Annotated in this window: 19 protein-coding genes; 15 read left to right on the top strand and 4 right to left on the bottom strand. The window is 37.9% G+C overall.

Annotated elements, in window-relative coordinates; all coding sequences use genetic code 11:
• The first annotated feature begins 114 nt into the window (after positions 1 to 114).
• The 8 genes from HXY53_00750 to HXY53_00715 all read left to right on the top strand — a co-directional run bounded on the left by HXY53_00750 (position 115) and on the right by HXY53_00715 (position 7556).
• Positions 115 to 1494 carry a HAMP domain-containing protein gene (locus tag HXY53_00750; GenBank protein NWF75098.1) on the top strand — a complete coding sequence of 460 codons (1380 nt, stop codon included), beginning with the start codon at positions 115 to 117 and terminating at the stop codon, positions 1492 to 1494.
• Positions 1481 to 2083: a hypothetical protein gene (locus HXY53_00745; GenBank protein ID NWF75097.1), complete on the top strand. Its 603-nt coding sequence runs from the start codon at positions 1481 to 1483 to the stop codon at positions 2081 to 2083. The genes HXY53_00750 and HXY53_00745 overlap by 14 nt, the downstream gene beginning before the upstream one ends.
• Positions 2084 to 2116: 33 nt before the next feature.
• Positions 2117 to 3838 (top strand): 4Fe-4S binding protein, encoded by a 1722-nt coding sequence (locus tag HXY53_00740; protein ID NWF75096.1) that lies wholly within the window; start codon positions 2117 to 2119, stop codon positions 3836 to 3838.
• On the top strand, positions 3798 to 4304 hold the full coding sequence (locus tag HXY53_00735; protein ID NWF75095.1) for a 2-oxoacid:acceptor oxidoreductase family protein: 507 nt from the start codon (positions 3798 to 3800) through the stop codon (positions 4302 to 4304). The genes HXY53_00740 and HXY53_00735 overlap by 41 nt, the downstream gene beginning before the upstream one ends.
• A 20-nt stretch (positions 4305 to 4324) precedes the next feature.
• Positions 4325 to 5005 carry a glycosyltransferase family 2 protein gene (locus tag HXY53_00730; GenBank protein ID NWF75094.1) on the top strand — a complete coding sequence of 227 codons (681 nt, stop codon included), beginning with the start codon at positions 4325 to 4327 and terminating at the stop codon, positions 5003 to 5005.
• Positions 5006 to 5114: 109 nt separating this feature from the next.
• Complete coding sequence (locus HXY53_00725; protein ID NWF75093.1) at positions 5115 to 5543, top strand: hypothetical protein; 429 nt, start codon at positions 5115 to 5117, stop codon at positions 5541 to 5543.
• On the top strand, positions 5512 to 6267 hold the full coding sequence (locus tag HXY53_00720) for a hypothetical protein (protein NWF75092.1): 756 nt from the start codon (positions 5512 to 5514) through the stop codon (positions 6265 to 6267). The genes HXY53_00725 and HXY53_00720 overlap by 32 nt, the downstream gene beginning before the upstream one ends.
• On the top strand, positions 6264 to 7556 hold the full coding sequence (locus HXY53_00715) for a radical SAM protein (protein NWF75091.1): 1293 nt from the start codon (positions 6264 to 6266) through the stop codon (positions 7554 to 7556). The genes HXY53_00720 and HXY53_00715 overlap by 4 nt, the downstream gene beginning before the upstream one ends.
• Here the strand turns inward: HXY53_00715 and HXY53_00710 are convergent.
• Genes HXY53_00710 through HXY53_00695 form a run of 4 tightly spaced genes read right to left on the bottom strand, consistent with a single transcriptional unit; the run spans position 7505 to position 11831 of the window.
• Entirely contained in the window at positions 7505 to 8305 is an 801-nt protein-coding gene (locus tag HXY53_00710; protein NWF75090.1) for a hypothetical protein, read from the bottom strand. The genes HXY53_00715 and HXY53_00710 overlap by 52 nt on opposite strands.
• Complete coding sequence (locus tag HXY53_00705; GenBank protein ID NWF75089.1) at positions 8280 to 9632, bottom strand: radical SAM protein; 1353 nt, start codon at positions 9630 to 9632, stop codon at positions 8280 to 8282. The genes HXY53_00710 and HXY53_00705 overlap by 26 nt, the downstream gene beginning before the upstream one ends.
• Positions 9617 to 10921: a cobalamin B12-binding domain-containing protein gene (locus HXY53_00700; GenBank protein NWF75088.1), complete on the bottom strand. Its 1305-nt coding sequence runs from the start codon at positions 10919 to 10921 to the stop codon at positions 9617 to 9619. Before HXY53_00700 ends, HXY53_00705 begins: the two co-directional genes overlap by 16 nt.
• Positions 10911 to 11831: a lysophospholipid acyltransferase family protein gene (locus HXY53_00695; GenBank protein ID NWF75087.1), complete on the bottom strand. Its 921-nt coding sequence runs from the start codon at positions 11829 to 11831 to the stop codon at positions 10911 to 10913. The genes HXY53_00700 and HXY53_00695 overlap by 11 nt, the downstream gene beginning before the upstream one ends.
• Positions 11832 to 12060: 229 nt before the next feature.
• Here HXY53_00695 and lpxK point away from each other — a divergent pair, with 229 nt between their 5' ends.
• From lpxK to HXY53_00660, 7 genes are all read left to right on the top strand, one after another.
• Positions 12061 to 13101 (top strand): tetraacyldisaccharide 4'-kinase, encoded by a 1041-nt coding sequence (gene lpxK / locus HXY53_00690; protein NWF75086.1) that lies wholly within the window; start codon positions 12061 to 12063, stop codon positions 13099 to 13101.
• Positions 13102 to 13209: 108 nt separating this feature from the next.
• Positions 13210 to 13614 (top strand): YjbQ family protein, encoded by a 405-nt coding sequence (locus HXY53_00685; protein ID NWF75085.1) that lies wholly within the window; start codon positions 13210 to 13212, stop codon positions 13612 to 13614.
• The gene (locus tag HXY53_00680) at positions 13601 to 14434 is read left to right on the top strand and encodes a hypothetical protein (protein ID NWF75084.1); all 834 of its coding nucleotides are present in this window, start codon (positions 13601 to 13603) and stop codon (positions 14432 to 14434) included. The genes HXY53_00685 and HXY53_00680 overlap by 14 nt, the downstream gene beginning before the upstream one ends.
• Positions 14435 to 14811: 377 nt before the next feature.
• The gene (locus tag HXY53_00675) at positions 14812 to 19995 is read left to right on the top strand and encodes a hypothetical protein (protein NWF75083.1); all 5184 of its coding nucleotides are present in this window, start codon (positions 14812 to 14814) and stop codon (positions 19993 to 19995) included.
• A 61-nt stretch (positions 19996 to 20056) separates the two neighbouring features.
• Entirely contained in the window at positions 20057 to 20653 is a 597-nt protein-coding gene (locus HXY53_00670) for a prepilin-type N-terminal cleavage/methylation domain-containing protein (GenBank protein NWF75082.1), read from the top strand.
• A complete protein-coding gene (locus tag HXY53_00665) occupies positions 20628 to 21116 on the top strand; it encodes a prepilin-type N-terminal cleavage/methylation domain-containing protein (protein NWF75081.1) in 489 nt (162 codons plus the stop codon). Before HXY53_00670 ends, HXY53_00665 begins: the two co-directional genes overlap by 26 nt.
• Positions 21113 to 22225 carry a prepilin-type N-terminal cleavage/methylation domain-containing protein gene (locus HXY53_00660; protein ID NWF75080.1) on the top strand — a complete coding sequence of 371 codons (1113 nt, stop codon included), beginning with the start codon at positions 21113 to 21115 and terminating at the stop codon, positions 22223 to 22225. Before HXY53_00665 ends, HXY53_00660 begins: the two co-directional genes overlap by 4 nt.
• Position 22226 lies beyond the last annotated feature (1 nt).

Here is a 22226-nt window from a genome sequence, read left to right as displayed (position 1 = left end):
GCAGAAACTCTGAGGTTTTGAAAATTGAATGATATAGGATAAATTAGGATAAATATTGAAGATTTTATAAGTTGACATTATAATGCTCATAAAGGAAGAGGGAAACTAAAAGACTTGAAATTAAAACACAAGATAGCTATTTTTGTTGTATTGATTCAGATTATACTTATCTCTGCCATAACCATACATAGTGCAAGAAAAGAAATCCAGAATTCATATGCAGAGATGTCATCATATGCGAAAATGATGGCAAAAGTAGTAGCATTAAAATGGGTTAGCGATATTGAACATTCGGAAAGGATAGAACGGCCAGAACTTGAAAGGTTTATAGATGTTATGATGTCATTGGATGAAAGGATTGCATGCATAGTTATTTCAGGGAGTAAGGGGAATATTATAGCAGGAGACCTTAACACTAAATGGATTGAATTCAGTGGCGATAAGATCACCGCACTTTCGAGATTAAGGGATAAGGATTTAAAACATAAGAAATTTAAATCTGTTTCTGTAAATATAGAAAGCGATGAGGGACTTAGGGGGAATATAAAAATAATATTCAGTCTATCGGCTCTCAAGAAAAAGGTTTTTCTCTCTCTTGTTACGTGGGCTGGTATTGGGTTGGGCTTTATTTTGTTGGGCATTATTGGGGCTTTTTTTATATCAAATAGAATAACAAAGCCACTGAGTAAAATAGCCGATGCCATGAGCCATGTTGAAGCTGGTGACCTAACTCATAAGGTGAATATAAACACATCGGATGAAGTAGGCTCTATGGGGAGAGCATTCAATAAAATGGTCGATGGACTTAATGAGCGGGAATTTATCAAGGACACTTTTTCAAAATATGTCTCTAAACAGGTTGCAGATAAGATACTCAAAGAGAAGGATTATCTTAAGCTCAAAGGGGAAAAGAGGATTGTTACAGTGCTTTTTGCAGATATCAGAGGTTTTACCCCATTGGCTGAAACCATGCCTCCTGAAAAAGTAATTGAAATCCTAAATCAATATTTCAGTATGATGATAGATGTGGTATTCCAGTATGGCGGTGTATTGAATAAATTTATAGGGGATGCGATTATGGTTACATATAATGCACCCCTTGACCAGAAATACCATGAATTGCGGGCTATCTTGACAGGCCTTGAGATGCAGAAGAAAATGGCAGAGATGAATAAAGAAAGACTCAAAAAGGGTGAACAGCAGGTTAATATTGGGATAGGAATCAATACAGACGAGGCTGTCGCAGGGAATGTAGGTTCACCTGAAAGGCTTGAATACACAGTTATAGGTTCGGGTGTGAATATTGCTCAGAGGATAGAGTCGTCTACAGAAAAAGGACAACTTCATATCAGTGAAAAGACATATGAAGCTGTTAAAGACTATGTGGAGGTCATAAAGCTGAGTCCTGTTCAGGTTAAAGGAATTTCAGAGCCAGTTCAGCTTTATTCAGTTATTAATGCAAAATTACCGGAGGATTTCCATGAGAATTATTAAAAAATTTTTAGTTATTAGCATGATGCCTATGCTATTTCTTATCAATTGCACCGGAAAGGAATCTTCTGAAGAAAAGATAAAGATTACTATTGAACATGGGGATAAAGGAGTAAAGGAGGTTCAGAAGGCACCTGAAAAACTACGGGAAGAAGTACCAGTTCCTCCAAAAAAGCCTGAGGCTCCTCCTAAAACCCCAATAGCTTCCAAACCACCCATCGAATTTACACCAAAACCACAGTTGCAGATGGGGATGGATTTTAAAACAGTAGCTAACAATCTTAGTTTAGATTATCATTCTAAATATGAAATAAAGGATTACTGGCAAAAAGTCGAGGGCAAACCCGTAATATGGGGGGGGAGAGTCTATGAAGTTGACAAGGGAAGAAGGGGTTTTAAGATTCTCGTTGACAATCCAGGTTTAAAATCAAGAAAAGGTTTTAATATAGTTTTAATAGGTGATGATAAGCAGAACATTGAATCAATATCCAGTGGAGATCACATAAGATTCAAAGGCATATTGAGAAAGTTCGATTACGGGCAGTCAGGGTATAGTCCTTTGATTGTTCTGTCAGATGCGAAGATTTTATAAGCACACATAATAAAAAACAAATCCAATTTGAGCATGAAATCTCTACTTACAGGGAATGAAGCAGTTGCTTTAGGAGCATATGAGGCTGGTGTTTTTGTAGCTACCGGCTATCCGGGAACCCCTGCTACAGAGATTATCGAAACAATCTCCCGCTATCCTGAAGTTTATGCAGAGTGGTCTGTAAATGAAAAGACAGCCCTTGAATTTGCATCAGGGGTATCTCTTTCAGGAAAACGTGCTCTTGTTGCAATGAAACATGTTGGTTTAAATGTTGCTTCTGATCCACTAATAAATCTTGCATATACAGGGGTAAATGGTGGTCTTGTAATTGCTGTTTCTGACGATCCCGGAATGTGGAGCTCTCAGAATGAACAGGATTCGAGACTCTACGGTTTGATCGCTAATATTCCTGTCCTTGAGCCGTCAGATTCACAAGAAGCATATATATTTACTAAAATGGCGTTTGATATAAGTGAACGCTTTGATCTCCCTATTCTTTTAAGATTAACAAGAGCGATATCACATACAAGCAGTATTGTTAATTTTGAGGGAGAAAGAAGAGAGGTTTACCGGAAATATACTTCGAATCCGAAAAAAAATGTTTTAATCCCACCATATACCAGCAAACAGAGACTATCTCTTCAGAGGAGGATGGAAATTTTCAGACAGGAAATTCCTTCAATCGGTTTAAATAGTGCAGAAAATAAGGGAAGTATTAAAGGAATTATAACATCAGGTATTTCATACCAATATGTAAAAGAAACTTTTCCAGATGTTTCTGTATTTAAAATTGGTATTGTATATCCACTTAATATTCAAGAAATCAAGAAATTTTCTGAATCATGCATTGAATTATTTATTGTTGAAGAATCGAGTTCCTTTATCGAAGATATGCTAAAAGCAAGAGGGATAGAGGTGAAGGGTAAAGCAAATGGACTTTTACCAGAAACAGGGGAGTTAAATTCATTTTTAATCAAAGAGGCTTTTCAGGGCAACTATATTAAATATGGAGAGCTATGCAGAGACAACCATGCTTTTTTATGTCCGGGTTGCCCGTATATTGGGGTCTTTTCAGAATTGCACAATAAATCAATTTTTATTGGAGGTGATATCGGTTGTTACACATTGGCTGTACACACATATCCGAATGTAATTGACACAACACTCTGCATGGGGAGCGGAATATCTCAGGCAGCTGGATATAGTATCTCACAGGGCGAAAAGGCAATTGGTGTAATAGGTGATTCTACCTTTTTCCACTCGGGTATCCCGGCTGTTCTTAATGCTATGTATCAAAAAGCAGATATACTCATTATTATCCTTGATAATCATACAACCTCAATGACCGGCGGACAGCCCCATATTGGGACAGGTAAAGGTTTGAGACCTGATAAAAAGAGATTATTAATTGAAGATATTTTATATAGTTGTGGAGTTGAATCTGTGAAGAGAATTGGAGCATATGACCTGCGTAATATCAAGACCGGTATAATGGATGGTTTACTAACAAGTGGTATTTCAGCCATCATTATAGATGGTGAATGTGCTGTACATAAACAAAAGGACGGATTCTGTTATATAGAGGAGCAGGAATGCAATTTGTGTAATAGCTGCCTATCACTTGGTTGTTCAGCAATTATAAGAGATGGAAATTCTTATAAAATAAATGACAGATGTAACGGGTGCGGATTGTGCATACAGGTATGTGAACAAAATGCAATCAAAAAGAAATACATCAATAGTATTTATAGGTAAAGGAGGACAGGGAGTCCTCACTGCTTCATCAATTACTGCGCGAACTTTTTTCCTTTCTGGTTATGATGTGAAAAAATCAGATATGAAAGGAATTGCACGCAGGGGAGGAAAAGTTCTATCAACACTCGTAGCAGGCAAAAAGGTTTACGACCCAAAAGTTATACCTGAAATTGCAGATATAGCAGTAGTTCTCTCCAATGAAGTTGGTCTTATTTTTTCTGAGATGACAACAGTCATTTTGCCAACAGATAAAGAAATAACCAAATATAATAGGAGTTTGAATATGTTCTGTCTTGGAAGGCTCAGCAATTTTCTTGATCTTCCCATAGAGCATTGGGAAATTGCTGTGAGTGAGAGATTTGAAAGTGCTGTTTCAAAAAATAATCTGCTGGCATTTTATCAGGGCAGAGAAACAGGAGAGATTATTCATTCTAAGAATGATCAAATTGTTCAAAGATTTTTCTAAAAAAAATTAAGGTTATGGAAATGAGATATAGCCTTCTTATCCCTGCATACAATGAAGAAAAAAATATCTCCCATATAATCCGTGATGCATTTCAATATGTTCAGGATATCTTTGTGGTGGATGACGGTTCAGGAGACAGAACATCTTTTTTAGCCAGAGAAGCAGGAGCAAAGGTTATAGTACATCAGAAAAATATGGGCAAAGGTAAAGCACTGCTGACAGGATTCTCTGAAATCATGAAGAATAATTTTGATGCAGTCATAACAATGGATGCTGATGGACAGCATCTTCCATCTGAGATTCCCATCCTTAAGACCGTTTTTGAACAAGGAGATTGTGATATTATTATTGGAGAAAGACTTATAAATCGTAATATAATGCCAATACATAGGGCACTGGCAAACAGGATTGGAGAAATTTTTATCTCCAGAGCTATAGGAACTAAAATAAGAGACACCCAATCAGGATTTAGAATTTATTCAACAGATGTTATAAAAAGTATCCATATTGAAACAGCAGGATTTGAAATGGAGACAGAAATTTTGTTAAAGTCACGTTATGCTGGATTTCATGTTGGAACAGCTACTATTACAACAGTATATGCGGATGACTATTCGAGCCATTTCAGACCTGTAAGGGATTTCTACCGGATAAGCGTATGTTTTCTGAAATGTTTTTTGAAGACAAAGTGTTTGTCATAAGATATACCTTATTAATACAAAATCCCTAACCCTCCTCCCTTGAGGTGGAGGGCTGGGTGGGGTTAAGCCCTAAATAAAAAAATCATAAAACAAATGAGGAGGTAAGACAATGATAAAATTACTCACGTCAACGCTATTTATTGTATTCTCATCTTTTTTATGTTTTTGTATTGTTCATGCAGAAGAGGCTGCTTTGCTGAATGTAAACGATATTCTTAAGAATGTTGATACAGCAAAGTTTACAAAAGCACAAATTAAGGAATACTATGAAACTGTTCAAGATAAGAATGCAAAAGGAGAAGGGATAGTAGTAAATGTTTTACCAGGGAAAAGAGACCGTCACAGGGTAACAATTCTTACTCCTGCGAGCAAGCCTGAAAAAGGCTATAATGTGGTACTTTACACTACCCAGAATGCTCCTTCAGAATTAAATAAGAATGATAAAATTGTTTTTGAAGGTGAAGTTGGACGTTTGAGTACGTTCAGAGGATCAAGCATTGACATACATGGCACATATCGAAAATCGGGTGCTAAATAAAAAAAAGGTAATAATCTTTTTACTTTTTCTATCTCTCTTTGAGACTTCTTGTGCAGCTCCAAAACTTGATCTCTCTCTGAACTTTGCTCCACCAGTGGAAATCTATCAAATACCTCTTGAGGGCGTTCTCGGAGTAGATGAATTTATTGATCTCAGACCGCAGGTAACAACCAATGATGCCAGAAAATGGCTTGGCTTTATACCAGGAGTTTTCTGGCTCGAATTCATATCAGAAATACCCGACACCTATACAGGATTCTCTACATATAACTCCGGTCATTTTAAACATGCTTTCGCATATGCGATATATAACCACTTAACGCAGAGTAAACTCTTTAAAGATATTGTTTATCTTCCAGAAGATAAATACCGGGTTGTTGATTATAGACTTGAAGGAGTTCTCAGACGAACATCTCTAAAAGAGACAGGTTACTATTATGGTTCGGGAATGTATGCATGGATTACAAGAATATTAGGGCTACCTTATGTATCATATGAAATTAATCTTGAAATAACTCTTAGATTAAGAAAGATAGATACAAACGAGATTATATGGACACATGATTTAAAAGGTAACCGTATTGACCGTTATTACAACATTTATCAACTTGCAGGAGGAAAAGAAGGAAAACACATTCTGTCATACAATATATCAAAAATATTAGAAGAAAAGATACCAGATATTACAAAATCAATGAAGGAAGCTTTAGAAAGACTCAATTGAGACTTTATCTTATTGCACCCTGTAGAAAAAAAGATATATGGAGAAAAAAGAGGGTAACCTTTACACTTCCACCCATGTCATTAGCCATTCTTGCAAGTCTTACTCCAGAGAAAATCGAGATAAAGATTACTGATGAACTTGTAGAGGACATAGCTCTATCTTCTGATCCAGACATTGTTGCTCTCTCAGTGAATACAACAAATGCCAAAAGAGCATATGAAATAGCGGAATATTTCAGGAAGAAAGGTTCGAAAATTATTATGGGAGGAATCCACCCATCTTGTATGCCAGAGGAAGCTCTGCAATATGCAGATTCAGTTGTAGCTGGTGAGGGAGAGCCTCTTTGGCAAAACATAATATCAGATTTTCAGAGAGGAAGACTTAAAGCTATCTATAAAAGTGCTGATTTCTCTGATATGTCCATTGTTCCGAAGCCAAAATGGGAACTGCTAAATAATAATAGATACTTTGTCCCGAGAACATTTCAGGTATCCCGCGGGTGTCCATACGGATGTAGTTTCTGCTCATCAACAAAGTTTTTTGGAAGACATTATCGATTCAAACCTGTTAAGAATGTAGTTGATGAGATCAAAGATTATCCAAAAAAGTTTCTTGTATTCGTGGACGATAATATAGTAGGGAATCATGACTATGCGAGGGAATTGTTTAAGTCTTTAATGCCACTAAAAAAAAGATGGGTTGCTCAGGCGAGCATTGACATTGCAAAAGACCAAAGGCTTTTACAATATGCTTCAGACAGCGGATGTGCAGGGCTACTTATTGGTTTTGAAAGTATAAGATATAGCAATAAAAAGGATGTAAAAAAACTCAGAGATCCACAGGATTATGCAGAGATGATACGTTTAATCCATTCCTACCGTATCGGGGTTCATGGCTCTTTTGTTTTTGGATTTGATGAAGATACAGAAGATGTCTTTACTGATACAATTGACTTTGTTATCAGAAACAGACTCGAGTGTGCAAATTATTGCAAACTTACTCCTTTCCCTGGAACTGAACTTTTCGAAAAAATGAAAAGCGAAGATAGATTGCTAACGCTTGACTGGTCTAAATATGATAGATATCATCTCGTTTTTAAGCCAAAACATATTGATGTTAATCGGTTTTATATACTGACTGATGATGCATACAGAAGGACATTTTCATTTTATTCTATTTTAAAAAGAATGCCAAATATAATAAGTAATATTCCTTATTATTTAGCGATTAATCTCAGTTACAGGCTTGGAGCAAAATCTTTGAGAAATTCTGAAAGAGGAAAGTTCTGAGAAGCTTCCAATGGTTTGAAAATGTCTTTTTTAAGTGGTTTATTTATCTCAATGTCATTTAGTGTGATTGATAGTAATGTTTTACTAAAATTTATCAATATTTCTGAAGGAGCTTTTTCTTTTGTTCGATGAATTCTTATCCCAAAATTTTTTTTCGATTTTCTATAGAGATTAACTGATTCGAGGAAAAGATCACTTTTTTGAAAAGAGTATTTTGCCTTGAGTATTATGTTGGGGTTGTTACTCTGTTCGAGCATTTCTGTTTTATTGTATTCAAAGTCAACTATATAGAGAACGTAATGTTCATCTGTCTCCTCTATAAAATTAATGGATTTTTCAAGTTTATTACGATCTGGAAAGAGACTTTTAAATGGGACGTTATCGCTGTAAATAGAATCTTTAAGAGGAATGAGAACCTGAAAAAGTCCATGATCGAACAGAAGTTCAGCGAGAGTAAACCAGAGAGGTCCAAAGACTTTTATGCGCATTCGGTAAGGATACTCATAAAGAAGAACTCCGGAAAAAGTTCCTTTAGATTCTCCATTCTGAAAGATATTAAGCTTTATACTTCCCTGCAAGGTCTTTATTTCAGGAGAGGTTATTCTTTCAATAAGTGTATAAGGCGTTATTTTTTCTGGTAGAGGAGGAACAGATTCTGGTTGTCTGATTACCTCCTTTTTTGCACATCCAGAGATAGTAAAGAATAAAAAAACCAAGATAAAACTAACAACTACTATTCTGTCTTTCACTCCATGCCCTATCAGCAAGCTCAGCCCATCTTTTTGAATATTTATCTATTTCAGGTGCAAATTCAGTTACGATTTGCTCGGCACCTTTATGTGTAAATTTTACTCCAGGAATCTGACATATTTCTCTGTAAACATAGGGATGATCCATGATCATACATGGACGTAAAAGATTGGTATTATTTTTCTGATGTTCACGGATTCTCTTGAATAAAGGGGAGGTAATGGCTTCCCTGAGACTTGTGTTTTTTATATTATGCATTGAGATATGGCAGAATACACATGGCTCTATATCACCCTTGGAATTAATATGGAAATATTTTCTTCCTCCGGCAATGCAGCCACCAACAACAGGGCCATCATTCCAGAAATCACCGATTAATATCTCCTTATTAGAGCGAATATAAGCCACCCGTTCTCTAAGCATATCTCTCTGTTCAGGCGTTGGAACAATTTGCCAGTTAGGTTCTCTTCCAACCGGTGTATAAAGGAAATACCAACCGATAGTGCAGCCATGTCCAATCCAGTGGTCTATGAATTCATCTGAAACAATCGTATTTGCATTTTCTTTTGTCATTGTTGCAGAAAAACCGAAAAGCACGCCATTTTCTTTTAAAAGTCTCATTGCATTTAATACTTTTTCGTAGTGACCCTTACCCCGACGGGTATCAGTCTCTTCCTTAAACCCCTCTACACTAATTGCAGGTAGAATATTCCCGAGATCAGATATCTTCCTTACCTTTTCGTCATCAAGAAGACTACCATTTGTGAATACATGAAATGACATATCATGATGTTTTTCGAAGATATCAAAAATATCTTTTCTAAAAAAAGGTTCACCACCGGATATAACAGCGAAATAAATTCCCATTTCCTTGGCCTCATTAAGCACCCTGTCAAACACATCAAAAGGCAAATCCGCATCTTTGCGATACATGCCTGCATAACAACCATAACAATTCAAATTACATTTCATCGTGGGGCTAATTACCATAAGTCCTGGAGGATAAAATCCGCCTTCCTGCTCTGAAAAAAGCTTCCTCCTTGTACTGCCTACCAGAAGCTGATTGATAATGAAGTTTTTGATAATTTTTCTCTTGTGATTCGGTGATGTATTCCTCAGGATTTTCATAGCAACCCTCAGGCTTGGATGACCATTTTCCCACATGCCTCTAATCTTTCGGATCGCTCGTTTATAATGATCTCTTGTGGTTGCGAGTTCTGCTATCTTTGTATAATGGATAAGCAATTGAGGAGAACTCAGAGATAGAATCTGAACTATTCTATAAAGTAAATTTGAAAGAATAATCGGCTTTAGTTCTCTATACATTTATTTGTATTCTCCCTTTTAAATACTGCCTCAACCCATCTTTCTCCATTAAATTGTATAACATCATCTTTTTTCATTGGAAAACATCGGAATGTTCTAATCATCGGTCCGTTGGATGAATCTTCGTATTCATCTGCATAAAATTCTTTCCATGCCGAGATATACCCTTCATATAACTCATCAGGTGTCATTTTAGCAGGTTTGAAGACGACTTGAGAAGTAGTATATTCTGAAAATTTATCTGTTATCAACCTCCCTTGCGATTTTAGTCTTTCATAAAGTCTACTCATTGGATAAGGTGTAAGAATATGAAATTCTACCTCTTCTATCTCATGTTTTTTTGCGAATGATACAGTCTTCTCAAAAATATCTTTTTCATCATGATCAAAACCGAAGACAAAAGATGCTATAACTTTTATATTATATTCACGTATTCGTGAGATATATTCTCCAGCCTTTTTAACCTGAACATCATCAATTACCTCGTTGAGTCCAGCAGAAATCCAGGGACTTAGATCAATATACATAGCCCAACAATGACTTTTCATAAGTAGTTCTAAAAACCATTTATCCTCACCTATCTTTAATGGTGCAAGTCCTACCCATTCTTTTGAGCTGTCTTTAAGTAAATTCAGGAATTCTCCAGACCGCCTCTTCGAAAGGTAAAGATTATCGTTTACAATAAAGAGATATTTTGCTGATGCGTCAAGTTCTTTATGTAGAGAATTGATATCTCTCATCCTGAAGTCGGTGCCAAAACTCTGTGGAACTGAACACATCTCACAGTTTACGGGACAGCCTCTTGATATCTGGAGTGCATTCATAGGCAGATATCCCTTCCCTGAGCATATTATATCCCATCTTGGTAAAGGAGGGTTAAGAACAGGGCGGGTGCATTTATATATTTTTTTTAATTGATTTTTTTTAAAATCATCAAGAAGTTTAATCCATACTTCTTCTGCCTCTCCAATAATAATTGCATCAGCATAAGCAGTTGCCTCTTCGGGTGCAAGTGAGACATGGACACCACCTAAAATAACTGGTATCCCGAGAGCCCTGTAAGCACTGGAAATCTCATATGCCCTCAATGCCTGAGAAGTCATAAGAGATATTCCTACCAGGTCAGCATCATTCTGAATATTAAGGGTTTCTATTCTTTCATCAATGAACTCTATTTCCCACTCATCAGGAGTTAGTGCAGCGATTGTTGCGGGTCCAAGAACAGGAATGAACCTTCTATATAAAAGAGGAAAATGTCCCCATTCAGGATATATGAGTTTAAGTTTCATTTTTTCCCCAGAACGGCATGAAGGTATACCATTGTTCAGCATATTGTAATACATATTTCTGAAAAATTATCACAATATCTTCAAGTGCCCTTCTGATAGTCTCATCCCGTGTTTCATACAATTGAATATTGTATGGCTTTTCAATCGAAAGGATATAGCCGTTATATCCTTTCATTGTGCAGAAAACAGGAAGAATCGGGGCCCCGGAAACCATTCCAAGAACAATAGGACCTTTAGGGAAAAGAGCATTCTTACCAAAAAATTTGACTTCAACACCGCTGTCTCCCATAAGCCTGTCACCCTGAAACGCTACTATTCCTTTTTCTCTTAAGGTATTCAGGAGTTGTATCGAAAAGAAGGTTTTTCTGTTCAAAGGTATGTCATTCACATTAAAAATATTCCTTAATGTTCTGCGATTATATTCGATTGTTCCTTCACTGTCAGGTGAATATACAACATAAGACTTCACATTTTTTTTAGAGAGGACTGCACTGGCTATCTCCCAGTTTCCCATGTGAATTGTCAGGAGTATAAAACCAATGTTCTTTTTTATTAATTCATTAAGGTGTTCTTCTCCGTAGATTTTTATATTATACTTTTCTATCCTTTTTGCCCCATGACTCAGAAAAAAAAGATCAATAAGATAGAATGAATAATTCAGAAATACCCGATATGCAGATAGAGCCCTTCTTAATAAATCTGCATCCGGACGTATATATGAGAAATTTATCATAATATATTTGAAGTTTCTGTGATTCAGTAGAATAAAAAACGGTATTATAAAAAAGGCTGTTATTTTCATGAACCATAGAGGCAGGATTTTTGAAACAATAGTGAATGCGCGAATTGCTCCTTTTAGCAAAGGAGTCGTTTGATATTTTCTGAATTGACTTTTAGCTTCAGGATGCATGTTAGATTGCCTATTGTAGCAGACTTGTTCCCTTTTTACACCCTTCTATTGTGCTGTTGCATAAATAAATTGATATTTGAGCGCCTCATAAACTGTCATTGCGAGCGACCAAAGGAAGCGTGGCAATCTCGCCTTTGATAATGGTGGGTATATATTCGAATTTTAAATGATTGCTTAACTCAGGTATAATTTTATCAAACATGAACAATCTGAAAAACAAAGCCGGATAATGAACTTACCAGAACTCATCTATTACATCGTTTATTCAATAAAAAAACATTCTTCTCTCAAGAATCAAAAGAGACTACCACAAAAGGTTATCAGCATCGGTAATATCACACTCGGTGGGACAGGAAAAACTCCAGCAACAATAGCACTGGCAGAAAAAGCAAGAGAAAAGGGGTTCATACCCTGCATTCTAACAAGAGGATATAAAGGAAAAGCAAAGGGAACTGTTTTTGTGAGTAAAGGTGAAGTTCCTCTATTAAATCAATATCAGGCAGGGGATGAAGCCCTTTTAATGGCTGAAAAATTAAAAGGTGTTCATGTTGTAAAAGGTAAAAATAGGTATGAGGCAGGTAAATTTGCTCTTGGCTCTTTACCCATAGCACTTAGCCCTGATCTTTTTATTCTCGATGACGGATTTCAGCACTGGTCGCTTTTTAGAGATAAGGATATTTTATTGATAAACAGTCTAAATCCTTTTGGGAACAAAAGACTCTTTCCTGTTGGTTCCTTAAGAGAGCCAATAAATCAAATAAAGCGGGCTGATATTATTGTGACAACAAATACCAGTATCCATCCCTCCCCCTTGAGGGAGGAGGGTAAGGGAAGGGGTATTAGTAATCTTATTCACGAAATCAAGCAATATAATACAAACGCCCCAATTTTTTTTGCTGAACATAAGCCTACAAAATTTATTAAAACAAATGGCGAGACCATGCCTCTGAATTGGGCTAAAAATAAAAAGTTTTTTGGTTTCTGTGGAATCGGCAATCCACAGTCATTTAAAGAAACTCTATCATCAATAAATATTGAATTAAAAGGTTTTAGAATATTTAGAGATCATTACAGATATACTAAGGATGATATTGGGACCATAATAAGGCTTGCAAATAATAGCAGTGCAGAGTGGATTGTTACAACAGAAAAGGATATAATGAGACTTAAAGAACAGAATATACCTGAGAATCTGATTGCATTAGAGATTGAGTTTTCTGTAGAAGAAGGATTTTATGATGAAGTATTTAATTTTACTCAAATCCAATGATAAATGCGAGCTCCAAAAGCATTCGTGGCTTGCAATGACAATTATAGCAAGGGATTACGCTATTTATAGATGGATTGATAATCTTATAAGCTTGGGAGGCTTATTGAGATGGTGAGATATATAAATGTCCGAAGTAAATCCAGAAATGAATTCATTGATATCACAGGCCTTGTTCAGGATGTTGTAAAAGAAGCAGGGGTAATGAAGGGTATATGCTGTCTTTATGTGCCGCATACTACAGCAGGTATTACTATAAATGAGGGAGCAGACCCAAGTGTTCAACGTGATATCCTAAATACGCTCAGCAGATTGATACCTCATGATATGAATTATTTACACAGAGAAGGTAATGCTGATGCCCATATAAAGTCAACACTTGTAGGCACATCTGTCATTGTTATCATTGATGAAGGCAAATTACTTCTCGGCACATGGCAGGCTGTGTTTTTCTGTGAGTTTGATGGCCCAAGGCATAGAAGAGTAGCAGTAAAATTTCTCCATGTCAGAGAATAAAAAATCTGATGAATACCGGTCTCTTAAGGAAGAAATAAAAAGGCTCAGAAAATCACTTTCAGAACTCACGCCTCCACTTGAAGCTCTCCTTAAACGAAGGGGATTCAAAATATACAAAAAAGAACCTTCAGATGATCTTTTAATTCCACCAGATAAATTTATCGACGGCTATTATGAGATGCTCAAGAAATATTCTTTTAGACTTTTTCTAAGAGAAGTAATAAAACATCAGGCATTCTTCAGGCTTGAAGATATTGTCCGTTATGCGACATCTGAAGTAACCAGAGATTATCTTGAATATATGAGAATTATAGGACTTGTAGAAAAGATAAAGGATGGGTTCCGCCTTACTGTCTGTCCAATAAAAAGCTTTGGCGAGACGCTCGAATGGTTTATGGCAGAAGTATTCAAAAGAGAGTTTTCAGCAGAGGCAATATGGGGGATTCGCTCTAAGAGGCCCAAAATAGGCGGAGATTATGATCTTATTGCAAAGGTTGACGGTTCGATACTTTATATGGAGGTAAAATCATCTCCGCCAAAACAGATATATCAGAACGAGATTGCAGCATTCTTTGACCGTGTTTCTGACCTCCTGCCTGAATTGAGCGTATTTTTCGTTGATACAGAGTTGAGAATGAAAGACAAGATAGTGCTGATGTTTGATGAGGAGTTAAAGAAAAGACATTCAAAGCCTCCCGGAATACTGAGAATAGAGAAGGAGCTGTTTCATATAATGAATAAGATATTTATCGTAAATGCCAAGGACAGCATCACGGCAAATATCGAAAGGGTGTTAACATGGTATTTCAGAAAAAGTTAGTAAAAGAAACACTATTACAATTTAAATCATTAACAAAATAATACAATGTAATATAATATATACAATATTTTTCAAGCCTCACATCAGAGTTAATAGCAGAAGCCGTTAAAATGAGGAAGTGTCCCGGAATAGTCTCTCTCAGCTGATTATTTATTTGATTTTGTATAAAGTGTTTGCCTGGTAATTATGTAATTTACTACATAGCATTATTACCTTAATTACCCACCTCCACTAAAAAATATCCTTTAATTTCAAATAGTTTTCAATGGCACAGGAATTGCAGAGTAATTATCGATTGTGATAAAAAGTGCTAAATTAGCATATGCTAACAATATTGTCAAGAAAAAAATTCTTATAAAATTTGAGGTGTATTTGCCATGAAGACCTTAATAAAATTTTGGGGGAAAATAATTATTCTTCTATCATTAACTGTTTTTATATTTTCATCAGCAGCCTATTCACAAGTAATGGAGGACTACTGTATTACCCCCCCGTTTATCGTCGCAGGTGTTAAACCGAATCTTCTCATGACGATAGACAATTCAGCCAGTATGTTCGATTTAATATATATTGATAAAGGAAGATATACCGGCACCTGTTCCGGAGGTGGTGTTTGCTCAAATACAGTCAGTTGCCCTGAGGGGGAGATTTGTACCAGCATAACCTATACCCGTGATCCATCTTACTGTTACGACCAGACATATAATTATGGGAATTATTATAAGGGGTATTTTGAGGATTGGTACCATTATTATGAATATGATTTTGTCAATAACTATTTCAAGGAAGTCACTCCTTTCCCTGCAAGCTGTGACAAATATGTAACCGGAACTTTGTGTATTAATCTTGATACAACCGTATCTCCTCCGACAGTCAAAAGGTTTGTTGCAGAGGGGAATTATCTCAACTGGCTTACAGCATCTAAGTTTGACATACAGAAATGGATTCTGACTGGAGGAAAATACATTGATAAGGCATGTTCATCATCAACCGATACATCAACAATCTCATGTAATGTTGATTCTGACTGCCCAACCGGAGATACCTGCAATGATATTGCAGACAATTATCTGAAGTCAGAATCAAGAGGATGTGTAGGGAGAAAGTTTATAAAAGAAGCTATAACTACCCAGTCTTTTCAGGAGTATTCAGATCCAAATCCAAATCCGAATACATCTTTGGGAATTACCTTCGGTGTAAGGGGCCCTGAACACCCTTTTAATGACACTTTACTTTCAATTGGCGGACAGACATTCATTGATATATTCCAGGGTGATTACAAAGAAGCATTATGCCAGGAAGCAGTAGATGCATTCATTGAAGGGCATGACCCTGCAAGCATCAAAAAGGCTGTTGAGGATTGTCTTTCTGCCTTATCTGTAGCTTCATACTGTCAAAAAGAAGTGACGAGGACATGTACAAAGGATTCAGATTGTATAAAATTAGCCGGTGTTTGTACCGGTGGCCCAAAGACATGTACAGTAGGCGATCCGACAAAAATAGGTTCGTCATGTAAAAAGAATGCTGACTGTGACTGGGATGTAGGTCCTTGCGTGAACCCTACGGCAACGACTGAAGCAAAACAGAAGGTAGTTTTTACACAGAGTATCCAGGCATGCTGGGCGCTTGACAACGGCACTCCAATCAGCATTGATGAAGCAAATACAGTCAAAAATCAGTGCACGGATCTTTATGATGAGAATTACAGGTGTGTTGGAGGGGATAATGACGGCATGATATGCACAGGAGCAGCAGATTGTCCGGGAGGAACATGTGAAGCTGGTCCGCATGTAATATTGCCCGGAAATCCTTCTTTGCTCTGCGGGCTTGACTATGCCGGAGCATGTTATGCCGGTGGTGGTTTATGGACAGGCTGTTTGCCTACTGGAGAATGCGGCGATGACTGTATCATAAAAAAGCACGAGGAATTCTGTGGTGATGTAGAAGTCCCGCCTGTAATTGACCCTTCCGACGACCCATCAACAACAGAGAATTATGATAATCTTCCGGCAATAATCGGAGATATAGGGATTGAGTCACAGCTCGGTGCTCCTATTGCCACATTAACTGTGAAACTTAATCTCGCTTCACCGCCATCCGGAGTAATTCAGGAATTCGAAGACATTATACATTTTGGAGCAATGACCTTTAACTACTATGGTTCAAGCACTGAATGCCCTGCAAACGTCCCATGTACAAAGATATGCAATACAAGTTTGACAGTATGTGAGACGAACCTCGACTGTCCTACCGGTGAAACCTGCGTTGCAGCAACGAATTTAGATGGAGGCATGGTAATAGGTTACATTATGGGTAACTGCTCAACCACCACTGCTACAACCTGTTCGGTTGATTCACATTGCCCGGCAGGTGAAACCTGTGAATATTCAGTAGGAGACCATAATTCCGGTCTTATTAGTGCTATTGATGATATTTTTGCCTCGACATGGACACCTTTTGCAGAGGGTTTTTATGAGGCAATAGGTTATTTTGCTCAGAGAACAAGTGATGCACAGTTCACGCGGTTGAACAATACTGATTACATAACAGAAGGTGAAAATCCTGTTTACCGCAATCCGGTTCAGTACAGATGCCAAAAGAATAATGTTCTTCTCATAACTGATGGTATGTCAACAGCAGACCTGAATGCCAATGTTAATACCCTTGTAAGCACTTATAACGATGGTGACGGACAGATTGACGCAGTAGCATCTGCAACATGTCCGAAGTTCGCAGGAAGCAGAAATATTGATGACCTTGCATGGCTTGCAAAGAATAAAGATATAACAGACTTCACTTCAACGCCGCCAGTAACAGATGTAAACAGTAAAACGATAACCTCATATGTTGTATTTAATGGAGTGGGAAGCACTGATCCGGGTGAATGCAATCCTGATAGATTATTATTAGAGACTGGAGAAAATGGTTGCGACCCCGGAGATGACTGCTACCATAAGGCTGATGACCCCGAGGCATTAAAAAATGCACTGAGAGAGACCCTCCTTGAGATAGCAGGACAGGCAGCATCAGGAACAGCAGCATCAGTCCTTGCAACAGGTGAAGGGAGTGGAGCAAACCTTGTTCAGGCAATCTTCTATCCTGAAATAACATTTCCTGCATCAAATGAAGTAACTTGGGTTGGGACTCTTAAAAATATATGGTACTACATAGACCCATTCCTCGGAAACAGCAGCATCCGGGAGGATACTTCACAAGACAATACTCTTTCATTAACAGTCGATGATATTGTCACTTTCTACTTTGATACCGGGACAAATACAACTATGGCACATCTTTATAGAGATACAGACGGTGATGGTGATACAGACTCTGAAGATGCTTCAAGAAATTCCCCGGTTTATTTTGAGAATGTAAGGCATCTATGGGAAGCAGGAGCAAAGTTATGGGTAAGAAGCGCTGATGACAGGATAATTTACACAACTACAACTGGAAGCAGCAGAACTGATTTCACAACAGCCAATGCAGCAACTTTGAGGACGCTTTTACATGCAGATAGCGATGAAGAAGCTATAAATATAATTCAATATGTAAGAGGTTACGATAATAAATATTGTTCAGTATCAGGCATTACCTGTAGCCTTGACACAGATTGCACAGAAGTAGGAGAGAGGTGTTCATCTCCAAGAAACAGGATTACTAAACTCGACCTGAACGGAGATGGAGATACAACCGATACAGTTAATGGTATAAGCGAAGGTGTATCAAGAGTATATAAACTTGGCGATATAGTAAACTCAACTCCGAGGATAGTTTCTTTTGTGCCGCTTAATAATTACTACAAGACCTATCAGGATAATACTTACAAAGAGTTTACTGAAACAACTGATTACCAGAACAGAGGAATTGTTCTCGTCGGTGCAAATGATGGAATGCTCCATGCATTCAAATTAGGCAAAATAGAGATGTTCGAAGAGAAAAGCAAAAAGGCAACTATATCAGGCACAGATATTGGGAAAGAAGAATGGGCGTTTATCCCCAGGAGTGCCCTTCCTTATCTGGAATATCTGCGTGACGGAACTTATTGTCATCTCTATTATACTGACCTGACACCTTATGTTCTTGATGCAAGTATTTGTGCTGAGGGCGAATGTAGTGGAGATTACTGGGATCAAATTAAAGATGTAAATAGCTGGAGGACGATTGTAATCGGCGGATTGCGTCTCGGAGGAGCTTGCAAGGATCCAACTGATACCAATGCCCCAGCCGGGGTTGCAGATACCTGTACAAAAGACATTAACGGAGATGGAGCGATAACAAATGAAGATTGTGTCTTGACACCAACAAGCGGAATTGGTTATTCATCATATTTTGCGCTTGATATAACAAACCCAACCGATCCTCAGGTATTGTGGGAATTTACTGATCCAAACCTTGGCTACTCAACAACAGGTCCTGCAATTGTTAGGATTGCTGGTAAAACAGATGCTTCAAAGAGTGAACCCCTTGAAAATCAAATTCCTGATCATAATAAAAATGGCAGATGGTTTGTTGTAATTGGTTCTGGACCAACTGGCCCGATTAATACTAATACACGTCAATTCTACGGACATTCAGACCAGAACATGAGGGTATTCGTCCTTGATTTAAAAGATGGTTCTCTTGTAAGGACTATTGATTCAGGAATTCAAAATGCATTTGCAGGGTCAATGGTTAATGCACAGGCTGATTTTGATATGGATAATTTAACGGCTAATGGCTTCTATCAGGATGACGCTGTCTATTTTGGTTTTACAAAAGCTGAGAACAACCCCCCTCTTTCTACAACAAAATGGAATTCCGGCGGTGTCATGAGGCTCTTTACAAAAAATAGTCTCGATCCTGATGATTGGGCTTTAAATAAGGTAATCGAGAACATCGGTCCTGTTACCTCAGCTGTTACCCGGCTACAGAATTTTAAAGAGGATGATATATGGCTATTCTGGGGGACAGGAAGATACTATTTCAAAATTGCTGATAACATTGACGACTCAGACAGTGGCAGGAGTTTATATGGTGTGAAAGAGCCATGTTTTAGTCCAGCAGGTGTTGATTTTGACTGCACAACCACGGTTGCAAGAAGTTCCCTTGGCGATGCCTCTTCTGGTGCATCTTCAGATGAAGATGGCTGGTATATAAATCTTGATTTATGCACAGATTTAGATGCAAGCGGAAATCCAATAAATGTTGATTGCTCTGCTACCTCAACGAGTGGATATAAGACAGAGCGGAATGTAACAGACCCATTGGCAACACCTATTGGAGCGGTATTCTTTACAACTACCAAACCTGCTGCTGATGTCTGTTCATTCGGCGGAGCATCCCATCTCTGGGTTGTTGATTATGATACAGGCGGAGCTGTAAGCAGTTCCATACTAAGAGGGAAAGCATTGCTCCAGGTTTCAACAGGTAGTATTGAGGAGATAACCCTGGAGTCTGCTCTGACTGAAAAAGGTGGAAGAAGAACTCCTATGATTCAGGGTGTTCCGCCTACAGGAGCGCCTCCTGGCATCCTTATTCCACCTAATCCTGTAGATAAAATTTTACATATAAGGGAGAAATAAAATTATAAAAAGAATAGTTAAATGTATCCGCGAATCCAGCAATAAGGAATTGTCATTGCGAGTGAAACGAAGCAATCTCGTCTCTTGCAATGACAAACATATTAAGCGGTCGAACATAGCGAATATAGAAAAGGATGACGGCGTAACATTAACTGAGGTTATGGTTGTTGTGAGTATTATCGCTATACTTGTGATTGCCTTTGGGTTTTCGTATCAGGGATGGATGGGTAAATACAGGGTAGAAAGCCAGATAAAGCAGATATATGCTGATTTGATGGATGCACGATCAAGGGCTGTAACAAGAAATCACAGGTATTTTGTCTCTCTGGATACCAACAACTATCAGGCAACTGAAGACACAAATGACAGTCTCGGGATAGCCCCTGATGCCGGAGATGATACTATATGGGATAGCGCAAAGACGCTTGAGTATGGATATCAGTTCACAATGGTCAGCGCTGAGACATTGCCTCTAACGCTAATCATTGACACAAGAGGGCTTTTATCATATGTAAGTGGAGGCAACATTTTACCTGTAACCACGCAAATAGTTACACGTATTGATAGCACATATGAGCCGGATTATGATTGTTTGTTATTGGATCGTTCAAGAATAAGGATGGGTCAGTATAATGGAACAATCTGTGAAGAAAAATAAGGTGATGAGAACCCTTTACAATGACAAAGGTGTGAGCCTTGTTGAGGTAATGATTGCGCTTGTGGTGCTTCTACTTGTTTTTATTGGATTATTGCAGGCAGCACTTCTCGGCATAGACCATAACATGCGAAACCTTTTGAGAGAAGAGGCGGTTAATGTTGCCGCAGCAAGGCTGGAAGAAGTCAGAAATGAACCTTTCGCTAATGTAGTATCAGACACTACATCTCTTCCAGGAGGGGTTGATTGTCCAAATACTTTCACTAATGGAGAAAGAATTCAAAGAACCTTTAGAAATATAACAAAAGATTTTTGTACAAATATTACTTGTAAAGATGTTGATGGAGATGATAATTGTGCTACTGATGATGCTGCTTCTAATACAAAACGGATAAATGTCAGGGTAACATGGAGATGGAAAGGTGAAGATTTTATTCAAAGTGCAACTACATTGAGGAGAAGATGATTAAGAGAGAGGAAGGATTTACATTAGTAGAACTTCTCATCACAATGGTGGTCTTTGTCCTTACCATAGCTGCTGCAACAGGAATATTTGTGCCCATACTAACACAGTTCAAACAACAGAGCAAGATAGCAGAGAGTAATATAGAAGGCATAATCGGGCTTGAACTATTAAGAAAAGACATTGAGCAGGCAGGTTTTGGCATCCCATGGGTTGTGCCCACTGCTGTTAGTTATAATGAAGCAGCCGCGGCTCCAGCGTCATTATATAATGATTCTCCTTCCGATCCCCCAAGAGCTATATTAAGCGGCGATGATGCCGGAACAAATGGCTCAGATTATCTTGTTATCAAGGCAACGAGTGTCTCTACAAGTGAACCGACTGTTAAATGGACTTATGTTACAGGGACAGGTGGTGGTGGTAGCACTGTTCATATTTGGGGCAATACTACTGAAGATTTGGTTAGCGGTCTGGACAGGGTTATTGTAATAATTCCAAGCCGGGGCGAAAATAATCAAAAAGTATTGGTAAACGATGGTGCCAGTTTTTATGACATATTTGATTCAGCTAATTTCCCTGCAGGTTTTGCACCAGCCACCTCCAATGATCGTTATTTAGTATATGGCGTTGACAGTGTTAATCTCAGGATGCCTTTCAACAGGGCAGATTATTATATATCAACTACAAACGTGCCTCCCCGTTGTGCTCCAACCACAGGTGTCCTTATGAAAGGGCTTATAAATCATGGAGATGGTACAAGAAACCCAGAAATTCCCCTCTTTGATTGCGTGGCTGATATGCAGATAATCTTCAGAAGTGATACAGATGATGACGGGGTTATTGATAATGAAGCATCTGACATATCAGGGCTCACAGCCAATCAAATAAGGCAACAATTAAAGGAAGTAAGGGTTTATATACTTGCTCATGAAGGACAAAAAGATGCTACTTATAGATATCAAAGCAATTCTATTTATGTTGGGGCTGACGAGACGATTCCTCAGGCATTAAATTTAGGAAGAAATTTTGACCTTACTCCTATTGCAGACTACCAGAATTATCGGTGGAAGATATATACAATAGTCGTGAAACCAGACAATTTGAGAGGATAAA

The sequence above is a fragment of the Nitrospirota bacterium genome (assembly GCA_013388455.1).
In the GTDB taxonomy this organism is placed as follows: Bacteria; Nitrospirota; Thermodesulfovibrionia; order Thermodesulfovibrionales; family SM23-35; genus JACAFF01.
Note: the sequence above shows the minus strand (reverse complement) of the source record. Positions and strands in the feature narration are given on the sequence as shown.